The organism is Hymenobacter sp. BT188, assembly GCF_014333585.1.
In the GTDB taxonomy this organism is placed as follows: domain Bacteria; phylum Bacteroidota; class Bacteroidia; order Cytophagales; family Hymenobacteraceae; genus Hymenobacter.
Genome location: NZ_JACSCW010000002.1, coordinates 766,821 through 784,026 on the forward strand (window position 1 = coordinate 766,821; position 17,206 = coordinate 784,026).

Annotated in this window: 14 protein-coding genes; 12 read left to right on the plus strand and 2 right to left on the minus strand. The window is 52.9% G+C overall.

Features of this window, described 5'->3' with window-relative positions; genetic code table 11:
• Positions 1-2: 2 nt before the first annotated feature.
• Positions 3-1,070 (minus strand): M20 family metallo-hydrolase, encoded by a 1,068-nt coding sequence (locus tag H8B13_RS07360; protein WP_187310142.1) that lies wholly within the window; start codon positions 1,068-1,070, stop codon positions 3-5.
• Positions 1,058-1,840: an acetylglutamate kinase gene (gene argB, locus H8B13_RS07365; RefSeq protein WP_187310143.1), complete on the minus strand. Its 783-nt coding sequence runs from the start codon at positions 1,838-1,840 to the stop codon at positions 1,058-1,060. The genes H8B13_RS07360 and argB overlap by 13 nt, the downstream gene beginning before the upstream one ends.
• Before the next feature lie 582 nt (positions 1,841-2,422).
• Here argB and H8B13_RS07370 point away from each other — a divergent pair.
• The 12 genes from H8B13_RS07370 (at position 2,423) to H8B13_RS07425 (ending at position 17,192) form a co-directional block, all read left to right on the plus strand.
• Complete coding sequence (locus H8B13_RS07370) at positions 2,423-2,992, plus strand: GNAT family N-acetyltransferase (protein ID WP_187310144.1); 570 nt, start codon at positions 2,423-2,425, stop codon at positions 2,990-2,992.
• A gap of 58 nt (positions 2,993-3,050) precedes the next feature.
• Positions 3,051-4,238 (plus strand): argininosuccinate synthase, encoded by a 1,188-nt coding sequence (gene argG, locus H8B13_RS07375; RefSeq protein WP_187310145.1) that lies wholly within the window; start codon positions 3,051-3,053, stop codon positions 4,236-4,238.
• Complete coding sequence (gene argC / locus H8B13_RS07380; RefSeq protein WP_187310146.1) at positions 4,225-5,208, plus strand: N-acetyl-gamma-glutamyl-phosphate reductase; 984 nt, start codon at positions 4,225-4,227, stop codon at positions 5,206-5,208. Before argG ends, argC begins: the two co-directional genes overlap by 14 nt.
• A complete protein-coding gene (locus H8B13_RS07385) occupies positions 5,208-6,371 on the plus strand; it encodes an aspartate aminotransferase family protein (protein ID WP_187310147.1) in 1,164 nt (387 codons plus the stop codon). The genes argC and H8B13_RS07385 overlap by 1 nt, the downstream gene beginning before the upstream one ends.
• A 125-nt stretch (positions 6,372-6,496) precedes the next feature.
• On the plus strand, positions 6,497-7,573 hold the full coding sequence (gene carA / locus H8B13_RS07390; protein WP_187310148.1) for a glutamine-hydrolyzing carbamoyl-phosphate synthase small subunit: 1,077 nt from the start codon (positions 6,497-6,499) through the stop codon (positions 7,571-7,573).
• Positions 7,574-7,583: 10 nt separating this feature from the next.
• A complete protein-coding gene (locus tag H8B13_RS07395; RefSeq protein ID WP_187310149.1) occupies positions 7,584-8,198 on the plus strand; it encodes a GrpB family protein in 615 nt (204 codons plus the stop codon).
• Between the two features lie 57 nt (positions 8,199-8,255).
• A complete protein-coding gene (locus H8B13_RS07400; RefSeq protein WP_187310150.1) occupies positions 8,256-8,624 on the plus strand; it encodes a hypothetical protein in 369 nt (122 codons plus the stop codon).
• Between the two features lie 92 nt (positions 8,625-8,716).
• On the plus strand, positions 8,717-11,947 hold the full coding sequence (carB, locus tag H8B13_RS07405; protein ID WP_187310151.1) for a carbamoyl-phosphate synthase (glutamine-hydrolyzing) large subunit: 3,231 nt from the start codon (positions 8,717-8,719) through the stop codon (positions 11,945-11,947).
• Between the two features lie 32 nt (positions 11,948-11,979).
• Positions 11,980-12,258, plus strand: a complete 279-nt coding sequence (locus H8B13_RS07410; protein WP_187310152.1) for a hypothetical protein — start codon at positions 11,980-11,982, stop codon at positions 12,256-12,258.
• Positions 12,259-12,276: 18 nt separating this feature from the next.
• A complete protein-coding gene (locus H8B13_RS07415; protein ID WP_187310153.1) occupies positions 12,277-12,669 on the plus strand; it encodes an Imm44 family immunity protein in 393 nt (130 codons plus the stop codon).
• A gap of 25 nt (positions 12,670-12,694) precedes the next feature.
• Positions 12,695-13,639, plus strand: a complete 945-nt coding sequence (locus H8B13_RS07420) for an acetylornithine carbamoyltransferase (RefSeq protein WP_187310154.1) — start codon at positions 12,695-12,697, stop codon at positions 13,637-13,639.
• 586 nt (positions 13,640-14,225) lie between these two features.
• Positions 14,226-17,192, plus strand: coding sequence for a SusC/RagA family TonB-linked outer membrane protein (locus H8B13_RS07425; protein WP_187310155.1), 2,967 nt, complete (start codon positions 14,226-14,228; stop codon positions 17,190-17,192).
• Positions 17,193-17,206 lie beyond the last annotated feature (14 nt).

The window sequence follows — 17,206 nt, forward strand, 5'->3', positions numbered from 1 at the left end:
TCTTATAAACTAAAGCCTTCCAGCAACTCGATGTAGCCCTTGATGCCGGCTCTCATCTCGCTAAGGTAAATGTATTCGTTGGGGGTGTGGGAGCGGGCCGAATCGCCGGGCCCAATTTTGACCGTGTCAAACGGCATCACCGCTTGGTCGGAGAGCGTAGCGGAACCGAAAAGCTTACGGCCCAAATTTGCCCCCCGCAGCACCAGCGGGTGTGTCGGAGCGATGCGCGAAGAGTTCAAATGCACGGACCGTGGCGTCACGTCGGCTTGTACATGCTCACGCACGATGCGCACTATTTCTTCATTGGAGTATAGCTCGTTGGTGCGCACATCGACCACAAACCGGCAGGTATCGGGCACCACGTTATGCTGCGAGCCAGCCTGTATCTGCGTCACCGTCATCTTCACGGGCCCCAACAACTCTGACTCATTGGGAAAACGGTAGCTCCGCAGCCATTGTATATCGTCCAGGGCTTTGTAGAGGGCGTTTTCGCCTTCGTCGCGGGCGGCGTGGCCGGTGCGGCCGTGGGCTACGCAATCCAATACAACCAAGCCTTTTTCCGCAATAGCCAGATCCATTTGGGTGGGCTCACCAACAATACCTAAGTCAATTTTGCCTAATTGGGGCAAAATACTGCGAATGCCATTTGTACCCGAAACTTCCTCCTCAGCGGTAATAGCGCAGATGAGGTTAAAGGCTGATTCTTTGTCTTGGAAATAAAGAAATGTAGCCAGTAAGCTCACAGCCGAGGCACCCGCGTCATTGCTGCCTAGCCCAATTAGTTTGTCGCCTTCGAACACAGCGCCGAAAGGATCGGCAGTCCAGCTTGCGCCGGGCTTTACGGTATCGTGGTGGGAGTTGAGCAGGATGGTAGGCTTGTGGGGGGCAAAATGCTTCGATACCGCCCACACATTGTTGCCTGAACGCTGAGGCTGAGCGCCATGCGCTGTCAGAAAACCGAAAAGCAACTCGGCCGTCTTGTCTTCCTCACGCGAAAAAGAAGGCGTTTGAATCAGTTTAATTAATAAAGCAATAGCGTCTTCGGAAAGCTGCTCGATTAGTCCCGGCATAGAATGGTTTTTACCGGTTCGTTGATTTTTAGTGCGTTCTCAATAATCACTTTCGATACGCCCTCATCCATCGCTGCAAACGCATTGTCAAGCTTGGGCAGCATACCGGCGGCAATGGCACCGCTAGCTTTCATGTCGGCATAAAGGGCCGGCGTGATTTGCGGAATGACGGAGCTTTCGTCATTTACATCAGCTAGCACGCCATCTTTCTCAAAACAGAAATGTAGCTCTACTTGGTAGGAATGCGCTAGCGCGCGAGCCAAAGTGCTGGCAATGGTATCGGCGTTGGTGTTGAGGAGCTGGCCCTGGCCATCGTGGGTAATAGCGCAGAATACGGGCGTCAAATTGCCCCCCAGCAGCAGTTCTATCAACTCTGTATTGACACTTTGCTTCTGCAAATCGCCCACAAAGCCGTAATCAATTTCTCCCACGACGCGCATGGTGGCTTGAATAGCATTGCCGTCGGCGCCGGAGAGGCCTAGCGCATTTACGCCGACTTGCTGGAGCAAGGCCACAATCTGCTTGTTGGTTTTGCCGGCATAAAACATCGTTACTACATCCAGCGTGGCTGCATCGGTGATGCGGCGGCCGCTCACCATGTTGGGCAGCATGCCGAGGCTGGCTAGCAGCTCGTTGGCACCCTTGCCGCCGCCGTGCACCACGATTTTTTTGCCCCCCACCTGCGCTAGCTCCGTTAAGAACTGAGTAAGCTGGACCGTGTCATCGATAATTCCCCCACCGATCTTAAATATTTTCAGGACTTCGCTCATGCAGATAAAAAGTAAAAAAGGGACTGTGGTCCATGAAATGCGAGGCTTTCTATATACCCCAACTGCCAGCTGACTCAGGGCTCACTATACTCAGCACGTATTTTTAGAGTCGGGCCGGTAAAGTTTCCAAAAAAAAACATCTAGTTTTGCAACGATTTAGCGGTCTATTCAATTTAAACCGCATAAACCCACACCGTGTCCCGGTAGCCGTCATGATTCTTCTCTCTTCTATTGCACTTCTGCCGCGGCCCACATTGGCCCTGCGAACAATGCCAGCTTGATAGCTGGCTTGCAATATTTCGCCTGCGTTTTTCAGAACGATAAAAACCGGCACCGGGGACTTGGAATACCCCAGTAAAGAGAACTTCTACTGAATCATTGATTGACACGAGTGTAAGCCAAAGCGTGCCCTTTCCCGACTACTTACCGTAATAACCTTCTATAGTCGGGCTCCCAAGCTGGATCCTTTTCTTCTGGGTCTCTCTTACCGCCGGTTTCGGTTGCTGCGTAGGCTTGTTCGTAAGCTGCGCTTTTCTACTACATCCTTTTCTGCCTGTCTATCAGGCATCTAGTAGTTATCCCATGATAATACGAGTAGCCAATGCCGACGATGCGCGGTATGTGGAAACACTTTGTCAATGGTACGAGGAATCGGCCAAACAGCGGGGCGTTGGTATTGCCAAACGCGACCCCGAGTATGTGCGCAAGAAAATGCTGAAAGGCGACTCCATCATTGCTTTTATTGATGATCAGTTGGCTGGTTTCTGCTACATCGAGACTTTCGAGGACAATAAGTTTGTGGTCAACTCGGGCCTGATTGTGAACACCGCTTTGCGCAAGGAAGGCTTGGGCCGCGCCATCAAGCACGAGGTGTTCAAACTCTCGCGCACCAAGTACCCGGCAGCCAAGATTTTCGGTATCACCACCAGTCTGGCGGTAATGAAAATCAATACGGAGCTGGGCTATAAGCCCGTGACTTTCACGGAGCTAACCCGAAGCGACGACTTCTGGAAGGGCTGCTCCAGTTGCAAAAACTACCCCATCCTAATGGAGAATGAGCGCAAAATGTGCTTGTGCACCGGCATGGTCTACGACACGTTGAACGACCAATTCAGCCAGCAGACAATCGAAATTTTAAGTCAAGAGAAATAAAGTTGGTTGTCATGCTTTGCGGTGCTCGGCATGACGTTTCCCTTCAGTTAATCAAGAAATGAAAAAGGTAGTTTTAGCGTACAGTGGCGGCCTGGATACGTCGTATTGCGTGGTGTATCTGACCAAAGAATTAGGCTTGGAAGTACACACGGTTATTGTCAACTCAGGGGGCTTTTCTGCCGAGGAATTGCAAAGTATCGAGACGCGAGCCTACGAGTTGGGTTCATCCAAGCACGAAGTAATCGACGTCACGGAGCGCTTCTATCAAGACTGCCTACGGTTCTTGCTGTTCGGCAACGTCCTAAAAAACGATACTTATCCGCTCTCCGTTAGTGCCGAGCGTATGTTTCAGTCGTTGGCCCTGGCCGAGTACGCCCGCGAGCATAAAGCCGACTATATTGCTCACGGCAGCACCGGCGCCGGCAACGACCAGGTGCGCTTCGACGTGGCATTCTCGGTAATTGCCCCCCAGACCGAAATTATCACGCCCATCCGCGACCAGAAACTCTCCCGCCAAGCCGAGATTGAATATCTGCGAAGCCACGGCGTGGAAATGAGCTGGGAAAAGGCCAAATACTCCATTAACAAAGGTATTTGGGGCACGAGCGTAGGCGGCGTAGAAACGCTGACTTCGCACCAAGCGCTGCCCGAAACGGCTTATCCCACCCAGCTTCAGCAAACCGAACCGATTTCTATCGAAGTCGCTTTCGAGAAAGGCGAACCTGTAGCCTTGAACGGCCAAAAAATGCCCCCCGTGCAGCTTATTCAAGAATTGAACGAGCTAGCTGGTCAGTACGCTATCGGCCGCGACATCCACGTGGGCGACACGATTCTGGGTATCAAGGGCCGCGTAGGCTTTGAGGCCCCGGCTCCGCTGATTCTTATTAAAGCGCACCATTTGCTAGAAAAGCACACGTCGTCGCGCTGGCAGCTGTTGCACAAAGACTACATCGCCAACTGGTACGGCACGCTGCTACACGAAGCCCAGTACTTAGATCCAGTAATGCGCGATATGGAAGCTTTCTTAGAGTCGTCGCAGGCGCGGGTGTCGGGCACGGTGTTTATCAAGCTGAAACCGTATCAGTTTGAACTGCAAGGTATTGATTCCAAATATGATATGATGCGCTCCAAAGTGGCGACCTACGGCGAGGAAAACGACGCCTGGGATGCCCGCGATGCGCAGGGCTTCATCAAAATATTCAGCAACCAGCTCAAAATTCACAGCAGCTTCAATGGCGAAGGTTAAGGTAGGCATCGTGGGCGGGGCCGGCTACACGGCCGGCGAGCTGATCCGCATTCTGCTATATCATCCGCAGGTGACCATCGGGGCGGTGGTCAGCTCCTCCAACGCCGGCAACCCCGTATACCAGGTGCACGACGACTTAGTGGGTGAAACCGACCTGCGCTTCCAAAGCGACCTGAATGGCGACGAAGAAGTCGTTTTCCTGTGCCTGGGCCACGGCAATTCTCGCAGCTTTCTGGAAAAGAACAGTGTGCCCGTGGGGGCCAAAATCATTGACCTGAGCAATGATTTTCGGCTGAATGCAGATAATGATGTGGCCGGTCGCAGCTTCGTGTATGGTTTGCCGGAGCTGAATAAAGTGGCCATACAAGCGGCTCAAAACATTGCCAATCCCGGCTGCTTTGCCACGGCTATTCAAATGACTTTGCTGCCGCTTGCCCAAGCTGGCCTGCTTACCGACGACGTGCACGTGTCGGCCATAACGGGTTCTACGGGTGCCGGACAAAGCTTGTCGGAAACAGTTCACTTCTCGTGGCGCACCAACAATGTGTCCATTTACAAGCCCTTCACACACCAGCACCTTGGCGAAATAGGGGAGAGCCTGACGCAATTGCAGCCGCACCTGGAAGGCGATATTCACTTTATTCCCTACCGCGGCAATTTCTCGCGAGGTATTTTTGCGAGTGTGTATACGCCTTCGGATTTAAGCCAAGATGAAGCGCGGCAGCTGTTCAAGGATTTCTACGCTGATGCGCCTTTTACTACAGTGTCAGACAAGGAAGTTCACCTGAAGCAAGTGGTAAATACAAATAAGTGCGTCCTACACGTGCAGAAATTCGGCAAGCAGCTGCTCATAACGTCTGTTATCGATAATCTAGTGAAGGGTGCCTCCGGGCAGGCTGTGCAGAACATGAATCTGCTGTTCGGGTACCCAGAAAATGAAGGTCTTCAGCTTAAATCAGTTGCTTTCTAATGGATTTATTCAACGTTTACCCGCTCGTTAATATCACACCGGTAAAGGCGCTGGGAGCCACGCTGTGGGATGAGAACGGCCAGGAGTACCTGGATTTTTACGGCGGTCACGCCGTTATTTCTATCGGCCACAGTCACCCGCATTACGTTCGTCGCATCAGTGAGCAGCTAAACCAGATTGGGTTTTATTCTAACTCCGTTCAAATCCCGATTCAGGCTGAGCTAGCGCAGAAGCTTGGTGAGGTGTCGGGGTATCCTGACTACAGTTTGTTCTTATGTAACTCCGGTGCCGAAGCCAACGAAAACGCCCTGAAGCTGGCCTCGTTTCACACGGGCAAAAAGCACGTCATTGCCTTCAAAGGTGCCTTCCACGGCCGCACATCTGGCGCTGTAGCTGCCACCGACAACGCCAAGATCGTAGCGCCCTTCAACGCGGGCCACGGCATTTCCTTCGTCGGCTACGACTTGGCCGAGGTGGAGCGCGTAATACAGACCGAAGAGGTTTGCGCCGTCATCGTTGAGCCAATTCAAGGCGTGGGGGGCATTATTGTGCCATCCGATGAGTTTCTGCAAGGCCTCGCTGCACTGTGCAAAATGCACGGTGTCATTCTCATTGCCGACGAAGTGCAAAGCGGCTACGGCCGTAGCGGCCGTTTCTTCGCCCATCAGCACGTGGGCATTCAACCCGATATTATTTCAGTAGCCAAAGGCATGGGCAATGGCTTCCCCATCGGTGGCATCCTGATTTCGCCCGCACTGAAGGCGTCATACGGCTTGCTAGGAACCACGTTTGGCGGCAACCATCTGGCTTGCGCCGCAGCGTTGGCTGTGCTGGAAGTTATTGAGCAGGAAAACCTGATAGCCCACGCCGACGAGCTGGGGGGCTTTTTGCGCGCTGATTTAGAAGTCAACGCCGGCGCCCAGGAAATCCGCGGCCGCGGCCTGATGGTCGGCATCAAGTACGACTTCCCTATTAAAGACCTGCGCGACAAGCTGCTATCGGATTACCGCATTTTCGTAGGCAACGCCTCCGACCCAACGGTGCTGCGCCTGCTGCCGCCGCTGAATATCACGCGGGCGGAAGTGGACCGGTTCCTACTAGCGCTGTATTCGCTGACGGAAAAGTCGGTAAATGTCATTCAGCAAGCTTCGGCGTTGGATTAGGACGGTGTAGAGACGCAATATTTTGCGTCTCTTTGTTTAATGGCTTGCGCCAGAATGATGCGGCAATAACAACATCAGCAACGATTGAGACTCCAACTAGTGCGTCTCTACAATCAAAACGATAGATGTCCCAAACAGTAAAACTAGTTCTCGAAGACGGCACCGAAATCCAGGGCGAATCCTTCGGCGCGTTTACGTCCGTTGCCGGTGAGGTGGTGTTCAGTACAGCCATGACCGGCTACCCCGAAAACCTGACCGATCCATCGTTCAGGGGGCAAATTCTGGTGTTGACCTACCCGATGGTGGGCAACTACGGCGTGCCCGGAGAGGAACTGTACGAGTCAATTTCCAAGATTTTCGAGTCGGATAAGATTCATATTTCTGGGCTGGTCGTCAACTATTACTCTGAGGAGCACAGCCACTGGAACGCCGCCAAAAGCCTCGGCGACTGGCTCAAGGAGTACAACATCCCCGGCATTTTCGGCGTGGATACGCGCATGCTCACCAAAAAGCTCCGCGAGAAAGGCGCTATGCTCGGCAAGATCGTAGCCGAAGCCGACGTTCCCCTCCACGACCCCAACCAGGAAAACTTGGTAGCCCAAGTAAGCCCCACCGAGGTAAAGCACTACGGCAAGGGTCAGCACAAAATCGTGCTCGTCGACTGCGGCACCAAGACCAATATTATCCGTTGCTTCCTGGAGCGCGATGTGGAGCTGATCCGTGTGCCCTGGGACTACGATTTCACCACGCTCGACTACGACGGCCTATTCCTCAGCAATGGCCCCGGCGACCCAAAGATGTGTGAAGCTACCATCGGTCACCTGCAAACCGCTCTCCAGCAGGACAAGCCCATTTTCGGCATCTGCCTGGGTAGCCAACTTATGGGGCTAGCCGCTGGCGGCGATACGTTCAAACTCAAGTACGGTCACCGCAGCCACAACCAGCCGGTGAAGCTCACCGGCACCCAGCGCAGCTACATCACCAGCCAAAACCACGGCTTCGCGGTAGACACCGACACGCTGCCCGCCGAGTGGACCATGCTATTCGAAAACCTGAACGACGGCACCTGCGAAGGCATCAAGCACAAAACCAAGCCGTTCTTCTCCACCCAGTTCCACCCCGAAGCCGCTGGCGGCCCCGAGGATACGGAGTATCTGTTTGATGACTTCTTGAAAGCGGTAGCGGAGCATAAAAACCGATAATGTGTAACACATGCTTCATCATCAGTTTGCAAGCTCCCGGCCGGTAGTGCTTCTACCGCATCAAGCATCTTGGACTAGCGAGTTCACTGAAATGGCTAGGCGTATTGATGATATTACTGATGATACTGTATTGCACATCGATCATATTGGCTCTACTGCTGTGCCCTCTCTGACTGCGAAGGATGTGATTGATGTGCAATTGACAGTGGCGGATCTTGCGGATACAACTGCCCTGATAAATTCCTTGGAGGAAGCTGGGTTTCGACCAAAGAAATCATTTGAATACGATGAGTTTCATGGGTTACCGTCTCAATCTCCAGAGCTACGCAAACGCTACATTCGTGAACCACTTGGCGAGCGACGCGCCCACATTCATGTGCGTGAAGCAGGCCGGTTTAATACTCGCTATGCGCTGCTATTCCGGGATTATCTGCGCGCAAATGCTAATGCGCGTGAGGAATATGAGCTAGTAAAGTGTCGTGCCGCCAAGCTATTTCCGAATAGTATAGAAGGGTACCTCTTCCTAAAAGAACCAGCGTTTCATTTAATCTACTATGCTGCCGACTTGTGGGCCGAAAAAGTAGGATGGGAGCCCCATACAGAGAAGAGCCGAGGTTCTGACTAATAGCTTGATCGATAATCGGCCTTTTTAAATTTCATCACTTCCCAACGCACTACTCTTATGCCAGCAAAACATAGAGGTTTTCCGAACTGGGGATATCTGGTGTTGGGAGCTTTGGCTTTCGCAGGGTTCTATTTCGTCAAGAACATGGGCCAGCGGACGATAATGAAAGCAGTGCTTGGCGAACCGGGTGGGTTGATTACAAAAGCCATGAGTTCGGCCCGAGTTTCACAGCGGATAACCAGTAGAACAGGAAAAATAACTGCCAAAAACTTCAAGGTGGAGAAACTCGGCGCTACAAAAGATTCTCTCTCCTTCCGCTTCTTCTTGGATGGTGAGCGTGCCGATGCCACCGTCAGACTTTGGATGGCCAGACGCTCGTCTGGCGAATGGCACATAGTGAAAAGTGACACCATCTTTACCGAATAGAAGCCACTCACCTAAACCATCGGCTGTAGCCGACTTAACACGACTGCCTTTGAACATGACCGCACCAGCGGCCTGTTACCCCAACCCTTAGAATGGAAAAACCCAACAAAGTTCTCATCCTCGGTTCCGGCGCGCTGAAAATTGGCGAGGCCGGTGAGTTCGATTACTCCGGCTCCCAAGCCCTCAAGGCGCTGAAAGAGGAAGGTATCCGCACTATCCTCATCAACCCCAACATCGCCACCGTGCAGACGTCGGACAACATTGCCGACGACGTGTACTTCCTGCCCGTGACGCCCTACTTCGTGGAGGAAGTCATCAAAAAGGAAAAGCCCGATGGTATTCTGGTAGCCTTTGGGGGGCAAACTGCCCTGAACTGCGCCGTGGCATTGTTCCGCGACGGAGTGTTTGAGAAGTATAACGTGAAGGTGCTGGGCACGCCCGTGCAAAGCATCATCGACACCGAGGACCGGGATATTTTCAAGGAGAAGCTCGAACAGATTGGGGTGCTTTCGGCCCGCAGTGTAGCCGTGACGAACATGGAGGATGCGCTGGCCGCAGCCGAGAAAATCGGTTTCCCGATTATCGTACGGGCGGCGTTCGCGCTGGGTGGCTTGGGCAGCGGCTTTGCCAATGACATGGACGAACTGCGGGCCCTGGCGCAGAAATCCTTCACCACATCCGACCAAATTCTGGTGGAGGAGTCGCTGAAGGGCTGGAAGGAAGTGGAGTACGAAGTGGTGCGCGACCAGTATGACAACTGCATCACGGTCTGCAACATGGAGAACTTCGACCCCATTGGCATTCATACTGGGGAGAGCATCGTGGTGGCGCCGTCGCAGACGCTGAGCAACCGCGAGTACCACAAGCTGCGCAGCATCGGCATCAAGACCATTCGCCACCTCGGCATTGTGGGCGAGTGCAACATTCAGTACGCCCTCGACCCCGTTTCGGAGGACTACCGCGTGATTGAGGTGAATGCCCGCTTGTCGCGCTCCTCGGCGCTGGCTTCCAAGGCGACGGGCTACCCACTGGCGTTTGTGGCGGCCAAGCTGAGCTTAGGCTACTCGCTGTCGGAGCTTAAAAACAGCGTGACGCAGACGACTTCGGCTTTCTTTGAACCGGCTCTAGACTACGTGGTAGTGAAGCTGCCGCGCTGGGATCTGGCCAAGTTTGAGGGCGTGAACCGGCAGATTGGCTCGGCCATGAAGAGCGTGGGTGAGGTTATGGCCATCGGTAAATCCTTCGAGGAAGCTATTCAGAAGGGCCTGCGCATGCTGGATACCGGCAAGCGCGGCTTCGTGGCCAACAAGCCCGAGCAGGTGGATAACGCTACCATCGACAAGCTGCTGAGCGAGCCGAACGAGGAGCGCATCTTCGCCATCAACTTGGCGTTTGAGGCCGGCTATACGCTCAACCAAGTGCACGATCTGACCAGGATTGACCACTGGTTCTTGCAGCGGCTGCTGACCATTTTCGAGTTGGGCAAGAAGCTGGCCGCTAAGCGCGGCAACGGCCTAGATGCCCTGGAAACTGGCCTGCTGCGTGACGTGAAGAAAGCCGGCTTCTCGGACCAGCAAATAGCCGTGAAGCTGCTCGGCGAAGGCGACGTAAAAGCCGACGAGCTACTCGTGCGGGCCCGCCGCAAGGCCCTGGGTGTGCTGCCCGTCATCAAGCAGATTGACACGCTGGCCGCCGAATTTCCGGCCAAAACCAACTACCTCTACAGCACCTACCACGGCACCGAAAACGACCTGGAGCCCGAAACCGCTAAGTCGGTGGTGGTGCTGGGCTCGGGCGTGTACCGCATCGGCAGCTCTGTGGAATTCGACTGGTGCGGCGTGCAGGCTGTGCAGACGGCTGCTGAGGAGGGCTACAAAACCATTATCATCAACTACAACCCCGAAACTGTCAGCACCGACTACGACGTTAGCGACCGGCTGTACTTCGAGGAGCTGAGCTTCGAGCGGGTGATGGATATTCTGGATTTTGAGCAGCCGGGGGGCATTATTTTGTCTACTGGGGGGCAAATTCCGAACAACCTCGCCACTCGTTTGGCCGATGCGAATGCGCCCATCCTAGGTACAGCGCCGGCTCGCATTGATGAAGCTGAGAACCGCCACAAGTTCAGCAGCATCATGGACGAGCTGGGCATTGCGCAGCCCCGCTGGAAAGAGCTGACTTCGCTGGACGCCATGTTTGAGTTCGTGAACGAGGTGGGCTACCCCGTACTGATTCGTCCGAGCTACGTGTTGTCGGGAGCTTCTATGAACGTGGTTTCCAACGCGTTTGAGATGGAAGCATTTCTGCGGGCGGCTACTGAGGTAAGCGCCGAATACCCCGTGGTGGTGTCGGAGTTTATCCAGGAAGCGAAGGAGATTGAGCTGGACGCGGTGGCCGACAAGGGCCAAATCGTGAGCTATGCCATTTCCGAGCACGTGGAGTTTGCCGGGGTGCACTCCGGCGACGCCACCATGTACTACCCGCCCCAGCGCGTGTACGTGGGCACGGTGCGCAAGCTCAAAATCATTGCTGAGAAGATTGCCAAACGCTATGAAATCAGCGGGCCATTCAACATCCAATTCCTGGAGAAAAACCGTGAAATCCGGGTGATTGAGTGCAACATCCGCGCCTCCCGCTCCTTCCCGTTCGTGTCCAAGGTGTCGGGCCACAACCTCATTCGCAAGGCCACCCAGGTGTTGCTGGGCAAGAAAGTGGAGCGCGACGCGAGCGAGCTGGTCTACGACCTGCCCTTCGTGGGTGTAAAAGCCCCCCAGTTCTCGTTTACTCGCCTGCCCGGCGCCGATCCGGTACTGCGGGTGGACATGGTGAGCACCGGCGAAGTGGGCTGCCTGGGCGACACGGCCGAGGAAGCCCTGTTGAAATCGATGCTAAGCGTGGGCTACAAGATTCCGCAGAAGTCGGTGCTGATTTCCAGCGGCCCTATCCTCTCTAAGATAGCGTTGCTAGAATCGGCGCGGCTGCTGTTGCAAAGCGGCTACACCATCTACGCCACGCAGGGCACGCACCGCTTTTTTGCCGAAAACAACGTGCCAAGCTCCCTGGTCTTCTGGCCCGACGACCACCAGGAGCCTAACGTACTAACTTACCTCAAGGAGAAGAAAATCGACTTGGTCATCAACATCCCCAAGAACCTCTCAAAAGGCGAGCTGGACAACGACTACAAAATCCGCCGCACCGCCGTGGACTTCGGCGTAGGCTTGCTAACGAATGCCCGGTTGGCCAAAGCGTTTATTCAAGCCTTCTGCACGCTGAAACTGGAGGATCTGAAGATCAAGAGTTGGAACGAGTATAAGGCGATGTAGAGACGCATAGTTGCGTCTTACCGTTGAACATTATGCGCCAAGAAGACCTGCCAGAGCGCTGGAAGATCAAGCTTCAAGACTATTTAACTGCTAAAGGAAGCATCGAGCAGCATAAGCTCGATGCTTCCGATTTTCCCCTGGAAGGTATAGTAAGAATTCAGTTTGAAGACGACTCCAAAGTTGAATTCCATTACGCTTTTGCCATTGAGGCACCGGAATTCCGAGAAGTTGCAGTTTTCACTGAGCACTGTGGCTATCATGTGTTTCCGCTGTATGAGGGACTTCAGTTGACAGTTGAGGCTAATTCTTAGTCTAAGAATATCGTGCTTATGAAGCTTTGGATAGGCGGGATTATTGAATCTGATATTGGTGACGCATTCAGAGAGATCAGAAGTTCAACGGAAAAGGTTGTTAATTCTAAAATCGAATCTGTGTATTACGGCTCTGGAATTTCGACCTGGGATGTGGTGCTAGTTATTCTTGAGTCCAATCATCCTAAAGAGCATACTAGAATTTCCAAGGCCAGCCGTGAAACAGACGTAAGAATCGTAATAGATTACTTCGCTTTTCTACATGGCTCAATCCCACAAAGAGAACTACTGCTTCAATCAGCTTTATTAGAATCAATCCGACGTCTCTCAAATAAGCGAATACCTGGTTTTGATTTTAGTAGGCTTGAGCAAGACACAACAGCAGCCTTTCGTCTCCGTGCCTCAGTCTGACGCCATTTCCCTTTGTGCACATCCCATGAAAAACTTCACCTCCTTCGCCGATGCAGGCGACTACAAAGCCCTGTTGCAGCAAGCCCTAGAAATCAAGGCGAACCCCTACGGCTACCAGCACATCGGCAAGAACAAAACCGTCGGGCTGATCTTCTTCAATCCCAGCCTACGCACCCGCCTTAGCTCCATCAAAGCGGCTTACAACCTTGGTGCGCAAGCCTGGGTGCTCAACGCCGGCGCCGATTCCTGGACGCTGGAAATGGCCGATGGCGCGGTGATGAACGGCGGCACCCAAGAGCATATCAAGGAGGCTATTGCCGTGATGAGCCAGTATTGCGATGTACTGGGCGTGCGCACCTTCCCCACGCTCAAAGACCGCGAGGCTGACTACAGCGAGGAAGTATTCAACAAGATTCTGACGTACGCGACCGTGCCCATTATCAGTCTGGAAAGCGCCACCCTGCACCCGCTCCAGTCGTTCGCTGACCTGATTACGGTGGCCGAGCATAAGCAGAAGGAGCGCGTGAAAGTGGTGCTGACCTGGGCTCCGCACGTGCGCGCCCTGCCCCAATGCGTGCCCAACTCTTTCGCCGACTGGTTCTCAGAAATCGATTGGGTCGACTTTGTCATCACCCACCCCAAAGGCTACGAATTAGCCCCCCAGTTTACCAAAGGAGCCCGCATCGAGTATGACCAGAAGAAGGCCCTAGAAGGCGCCGACTTCGTGCAGGCCAAGAACTGGAGCAGCTATTTAGATTACGGCCAAGTCATCAGCAACGACCCCGCGTGGATGCTCACGCCCGAGTATATGGCTGGTACCCACGATGCCAAATTTCTGCACTGTCTGCCCGTGCGCCGCAACGTGGAAGTGTCGGACGCTATTCTGGATTCGCCCAATTCACTTGTGATTCAGGAAGCTGGCAACCGCGTGTTTTCTATGCAAACCGTGCTTCACGAGATGCTAAAGTAGTTATCAGTTACAACACTCAAAAAAAGCCCCCCAGAGTTATCTTGGGGGGCTTTTTTGAGCATGTGCAGCAGTCAGCATATTAATTGTGCTGATGTGCGCGAATCGTTATTTAATAAGACAGAACAGCAGTAAGTATGCATATTACTTACGCTTTTTATAACTTGTTAAAATAATACTAGAAATGAGTAACTCTATCTAAAGTCACTCTAGCGGTTGGATAAGGCGATAGACTGACAAATGGGGGCTTTTTGATAGAATAGGGATCAGGAAACCGCTCTCGCGCTTGAAGACGTATGTCCAAAGAAGGCTATAATAGGGAAGAGGAGGTTAGGTCGGCAATAGAGGAAGGAGAAATAAAAAAGCCCAAAAGCACGAGTTGGCCCTCGCTAAGATGGCTGCCATAGCATCCAACACTAAAGAAAATGCATTTATTCCTTAATTTAAGCGCCACATACGCTAATGCAGGCTTGCATTGGCAAAAACGGTAGTAACATTTCTTTCACTTTTTCCACTCTTTCACACTTATGCTGCCGGTTTGGCAAATCGGTATTTGTTCACTCTAACTGGGCCACAAGCCAATCTCTAAATGAAACAAAAATTTTTACTCTCTCTTGTCTGGTGCTTACTGCTGGTGACAACCGCGTGGGCTCAAACCCGGACGGTGACTGGCCGCATAACCGATGCTGATGGATCGGGCCTACCCGGTGTAACAGTGCTTGAGCGCGGCACCACCAATGGTGTTAGCACGAGCGCCGATGGCGCTTTCTCGCTCACCGTGCAGCCTAATGCTACCTTGATTGTTAGCTCTATCGGGTTTAACACCCAGACTATCCCAGTCGGCGAGCAATCAGTGGTTAATGTGCGTTTGGCTACCAATGAAACGGTACTCAACGAAGCCGTAGTAGTAGGTTATGGTAGCCAAGCCAAGTCAGAAGTGACCGGCTCCGTAACGCAGCTCAGCAGCAAGGACGTAGAAAATGTGCCAACTGTAAGCTTTGAGCAAGCCATTCAAGGTCGTACACCTGGTGTTACAATCAACCAAGGTTCGGGGAAGCTCGGATCCGGGGTGCAAATCCGGGTGCGAGGCTCTTCGTCCGTAACTGCTTCCAACCAGCCTTTGTATGTAATTGATGGTATTCCTGTGACTTCGCAGGATGTTGGCTCGGATACGGAGCCTTTGAACCCGCTAGCTGATTTAAACCCAAACGACATTGAGTCCATTACTATTCTAAAGGATGCGGCTTCATCAGCGATTTATGGCTCACGCGCGTCTAACGGCGTTATTCTCGTAACCACCAAAAGTGGTCGTCAAGGTCAGACCAAAGTCAACCTAGGCTATTATGTAGGTACCAGCGAAACCACTCGTCGGCAAGAGTTTCTGAACGCGGAGCAGTATAAAGAGCTGTTTACAGAAGCTGCCGACAACGAAGGCTATGATGCTGCAGAAGAGTTTGAAGCTAGCGGCTTAGATATTAATTCTGACGTTGATCAAAAATGGTCCGATGAGCCTTTCCGCAAGGGTAAAGTAGCTCAGTATGATGTGAACGTAAGTGGAGGGGATGCCAAAACGCGCTTCTATCTTAGTACAACTTACAACGACCAGACGGGTATCATCGTTGGTAACCGCTATCGCCGGGGTAGTGCCCGCATCAACCTCGACCACTCTATTACGGAGAAACTGCGCGTAGGCTTAAACTTATCTTTAACGCGTTCGGTGAATGATCGTACGCCTAATGATAATGCGTTCTCTAACCCTGTGCAGTTAAACGCCTTACCACCTATTCAGCCCAAGATCGATCCTGAGACAAATGAGCTGAACCGGAACACGCTTTACTACAATAACCTGATTGACTTGGCAAGAGGCCAAAATCGTGCTGGCACATATCGTTCATTCAGCAATTTTAACCTCTCTTATCAACCTATCAAGAACTTGACGCTGCGCACAGAAGCAGGTGCTGACTTTCTCAACCTAAACGAAAACCTATACCGTGCAGCTGGTACCCAGGACGGTGGTAACACAGGCTATGGCTTCAGCAACCAAGTGCAGGTTATTAACTACACCACCAACAACACGGCTGTTTATAACACTACTTTTAACGAAGACCACAACGTAGAGGCACTGCTCGGTTTCTCCTTCCAGCGTTCTGATACGAAAGAGACTTCAGCCGAGGGCCGGGGCTTTCCTAATCCTGAGTTTACCAAGGTCGCCAGTGCGGCCATCAAAACAGCAGGCTCAGCTTCTGAGCAGACTGGCTTCTCATTCGTCTCTTACTTCGGTCGACTCAACTATGCGTTCAAAGGTAAATACCTGTTGTCAGGTAGCGTACGCCGCGACGGCTCGTCGCGCTTTGGCGCGAATAACAAATACGGCAACTTCGGCGCTGGTTCAATCGGCTGGGTAATTTCGGAAGAAGGCTTCCTACAAGATAATTCCGTCCTGAACTTCCTTAAGCTGCGCGCCAGCTATGGCCTCACGGGTAACGCCGAAATCGGCAACTTCGCTTCGCGCGGTTTGTTCCTGGCAGTTCCTTACGCCGACCAGGCCGGTATCCGTCCGAGCACGGTGGTAGGTAATCCCGATTTGTCGTGGGAGAGCACCGCCCAGGCTGACCTCGGCTTAGAGTTCGGTTTCTTCGATAACCGCATTTCGGGTGAGATAGACGTGTATGAGAAGAAAACCACCGACCTGCTGCTCAGCCGTCCGTTGGCCTTCAGCAATGGCTACACCAGCATCACCGAAAACGTTGGCTCATTGCAGAACCGCGGTCTGGAAATCGCGCTGAACACGCGCAACTTCGATGGCGACTTCAAGTGGAGCACCAACTTCAATATCTCTTTCAACCGCAACGAAATCACTTCATTAGCCGCGCCTATTCAGAGCCAGTATCTGGGTAGTGTGCGCCAGGGTGAGCCAATTGGTGTGTTCTACGGTCGTAAGTACGCCGGGGTAGACCCCGCAAATGGTGATGCTCTTTACTTCGCAGAAGACGGCAGCACGACAAACCTTGCTTCGGGGGCATTCCTGCAGAAAGTAGGTGACCCAACGCCGGATTACACGGGTGGTATCACGAATACTTTCTCGTTCAAAGGCTTTGATTTGAGCGTACTGGGCCAGTTTGTGTACGGCAACGACATCTACAATTCAGCTGGTATCTTCCAGTCGGCCAACGGTGACTACTTCGATAACCAGACCATCGACCAGCTGGATCGGTGGCAGAACCCCGGCGATATTACGGATGTGCCCCAGGCCCGCTTGTATGCTGGTAATGGCACCGTGCAGTCGTCGCGCTGGGTAAGCAAAGGGTCTTTCCTGCGGGTAAAGAACCTGACCCTGGGCTATACGCTACCTCAGACGCTGGCTAAGCGCGGCTACGCACAATCGGCCCGTATCTACGTGTCGGCTCAAAACCTGGCCACCATCACCAACTACGATGGCTATGACCCAGAGGTAAACACCGCTGCTTTCGGTCAGGCTAACTTCCTGATTGGTCATGACTTTTACACCCCGCCACTGGCCAAGACTATCTTGGTGGGTATTAACGTAGGCTTTTAATCTCAACGGAATTA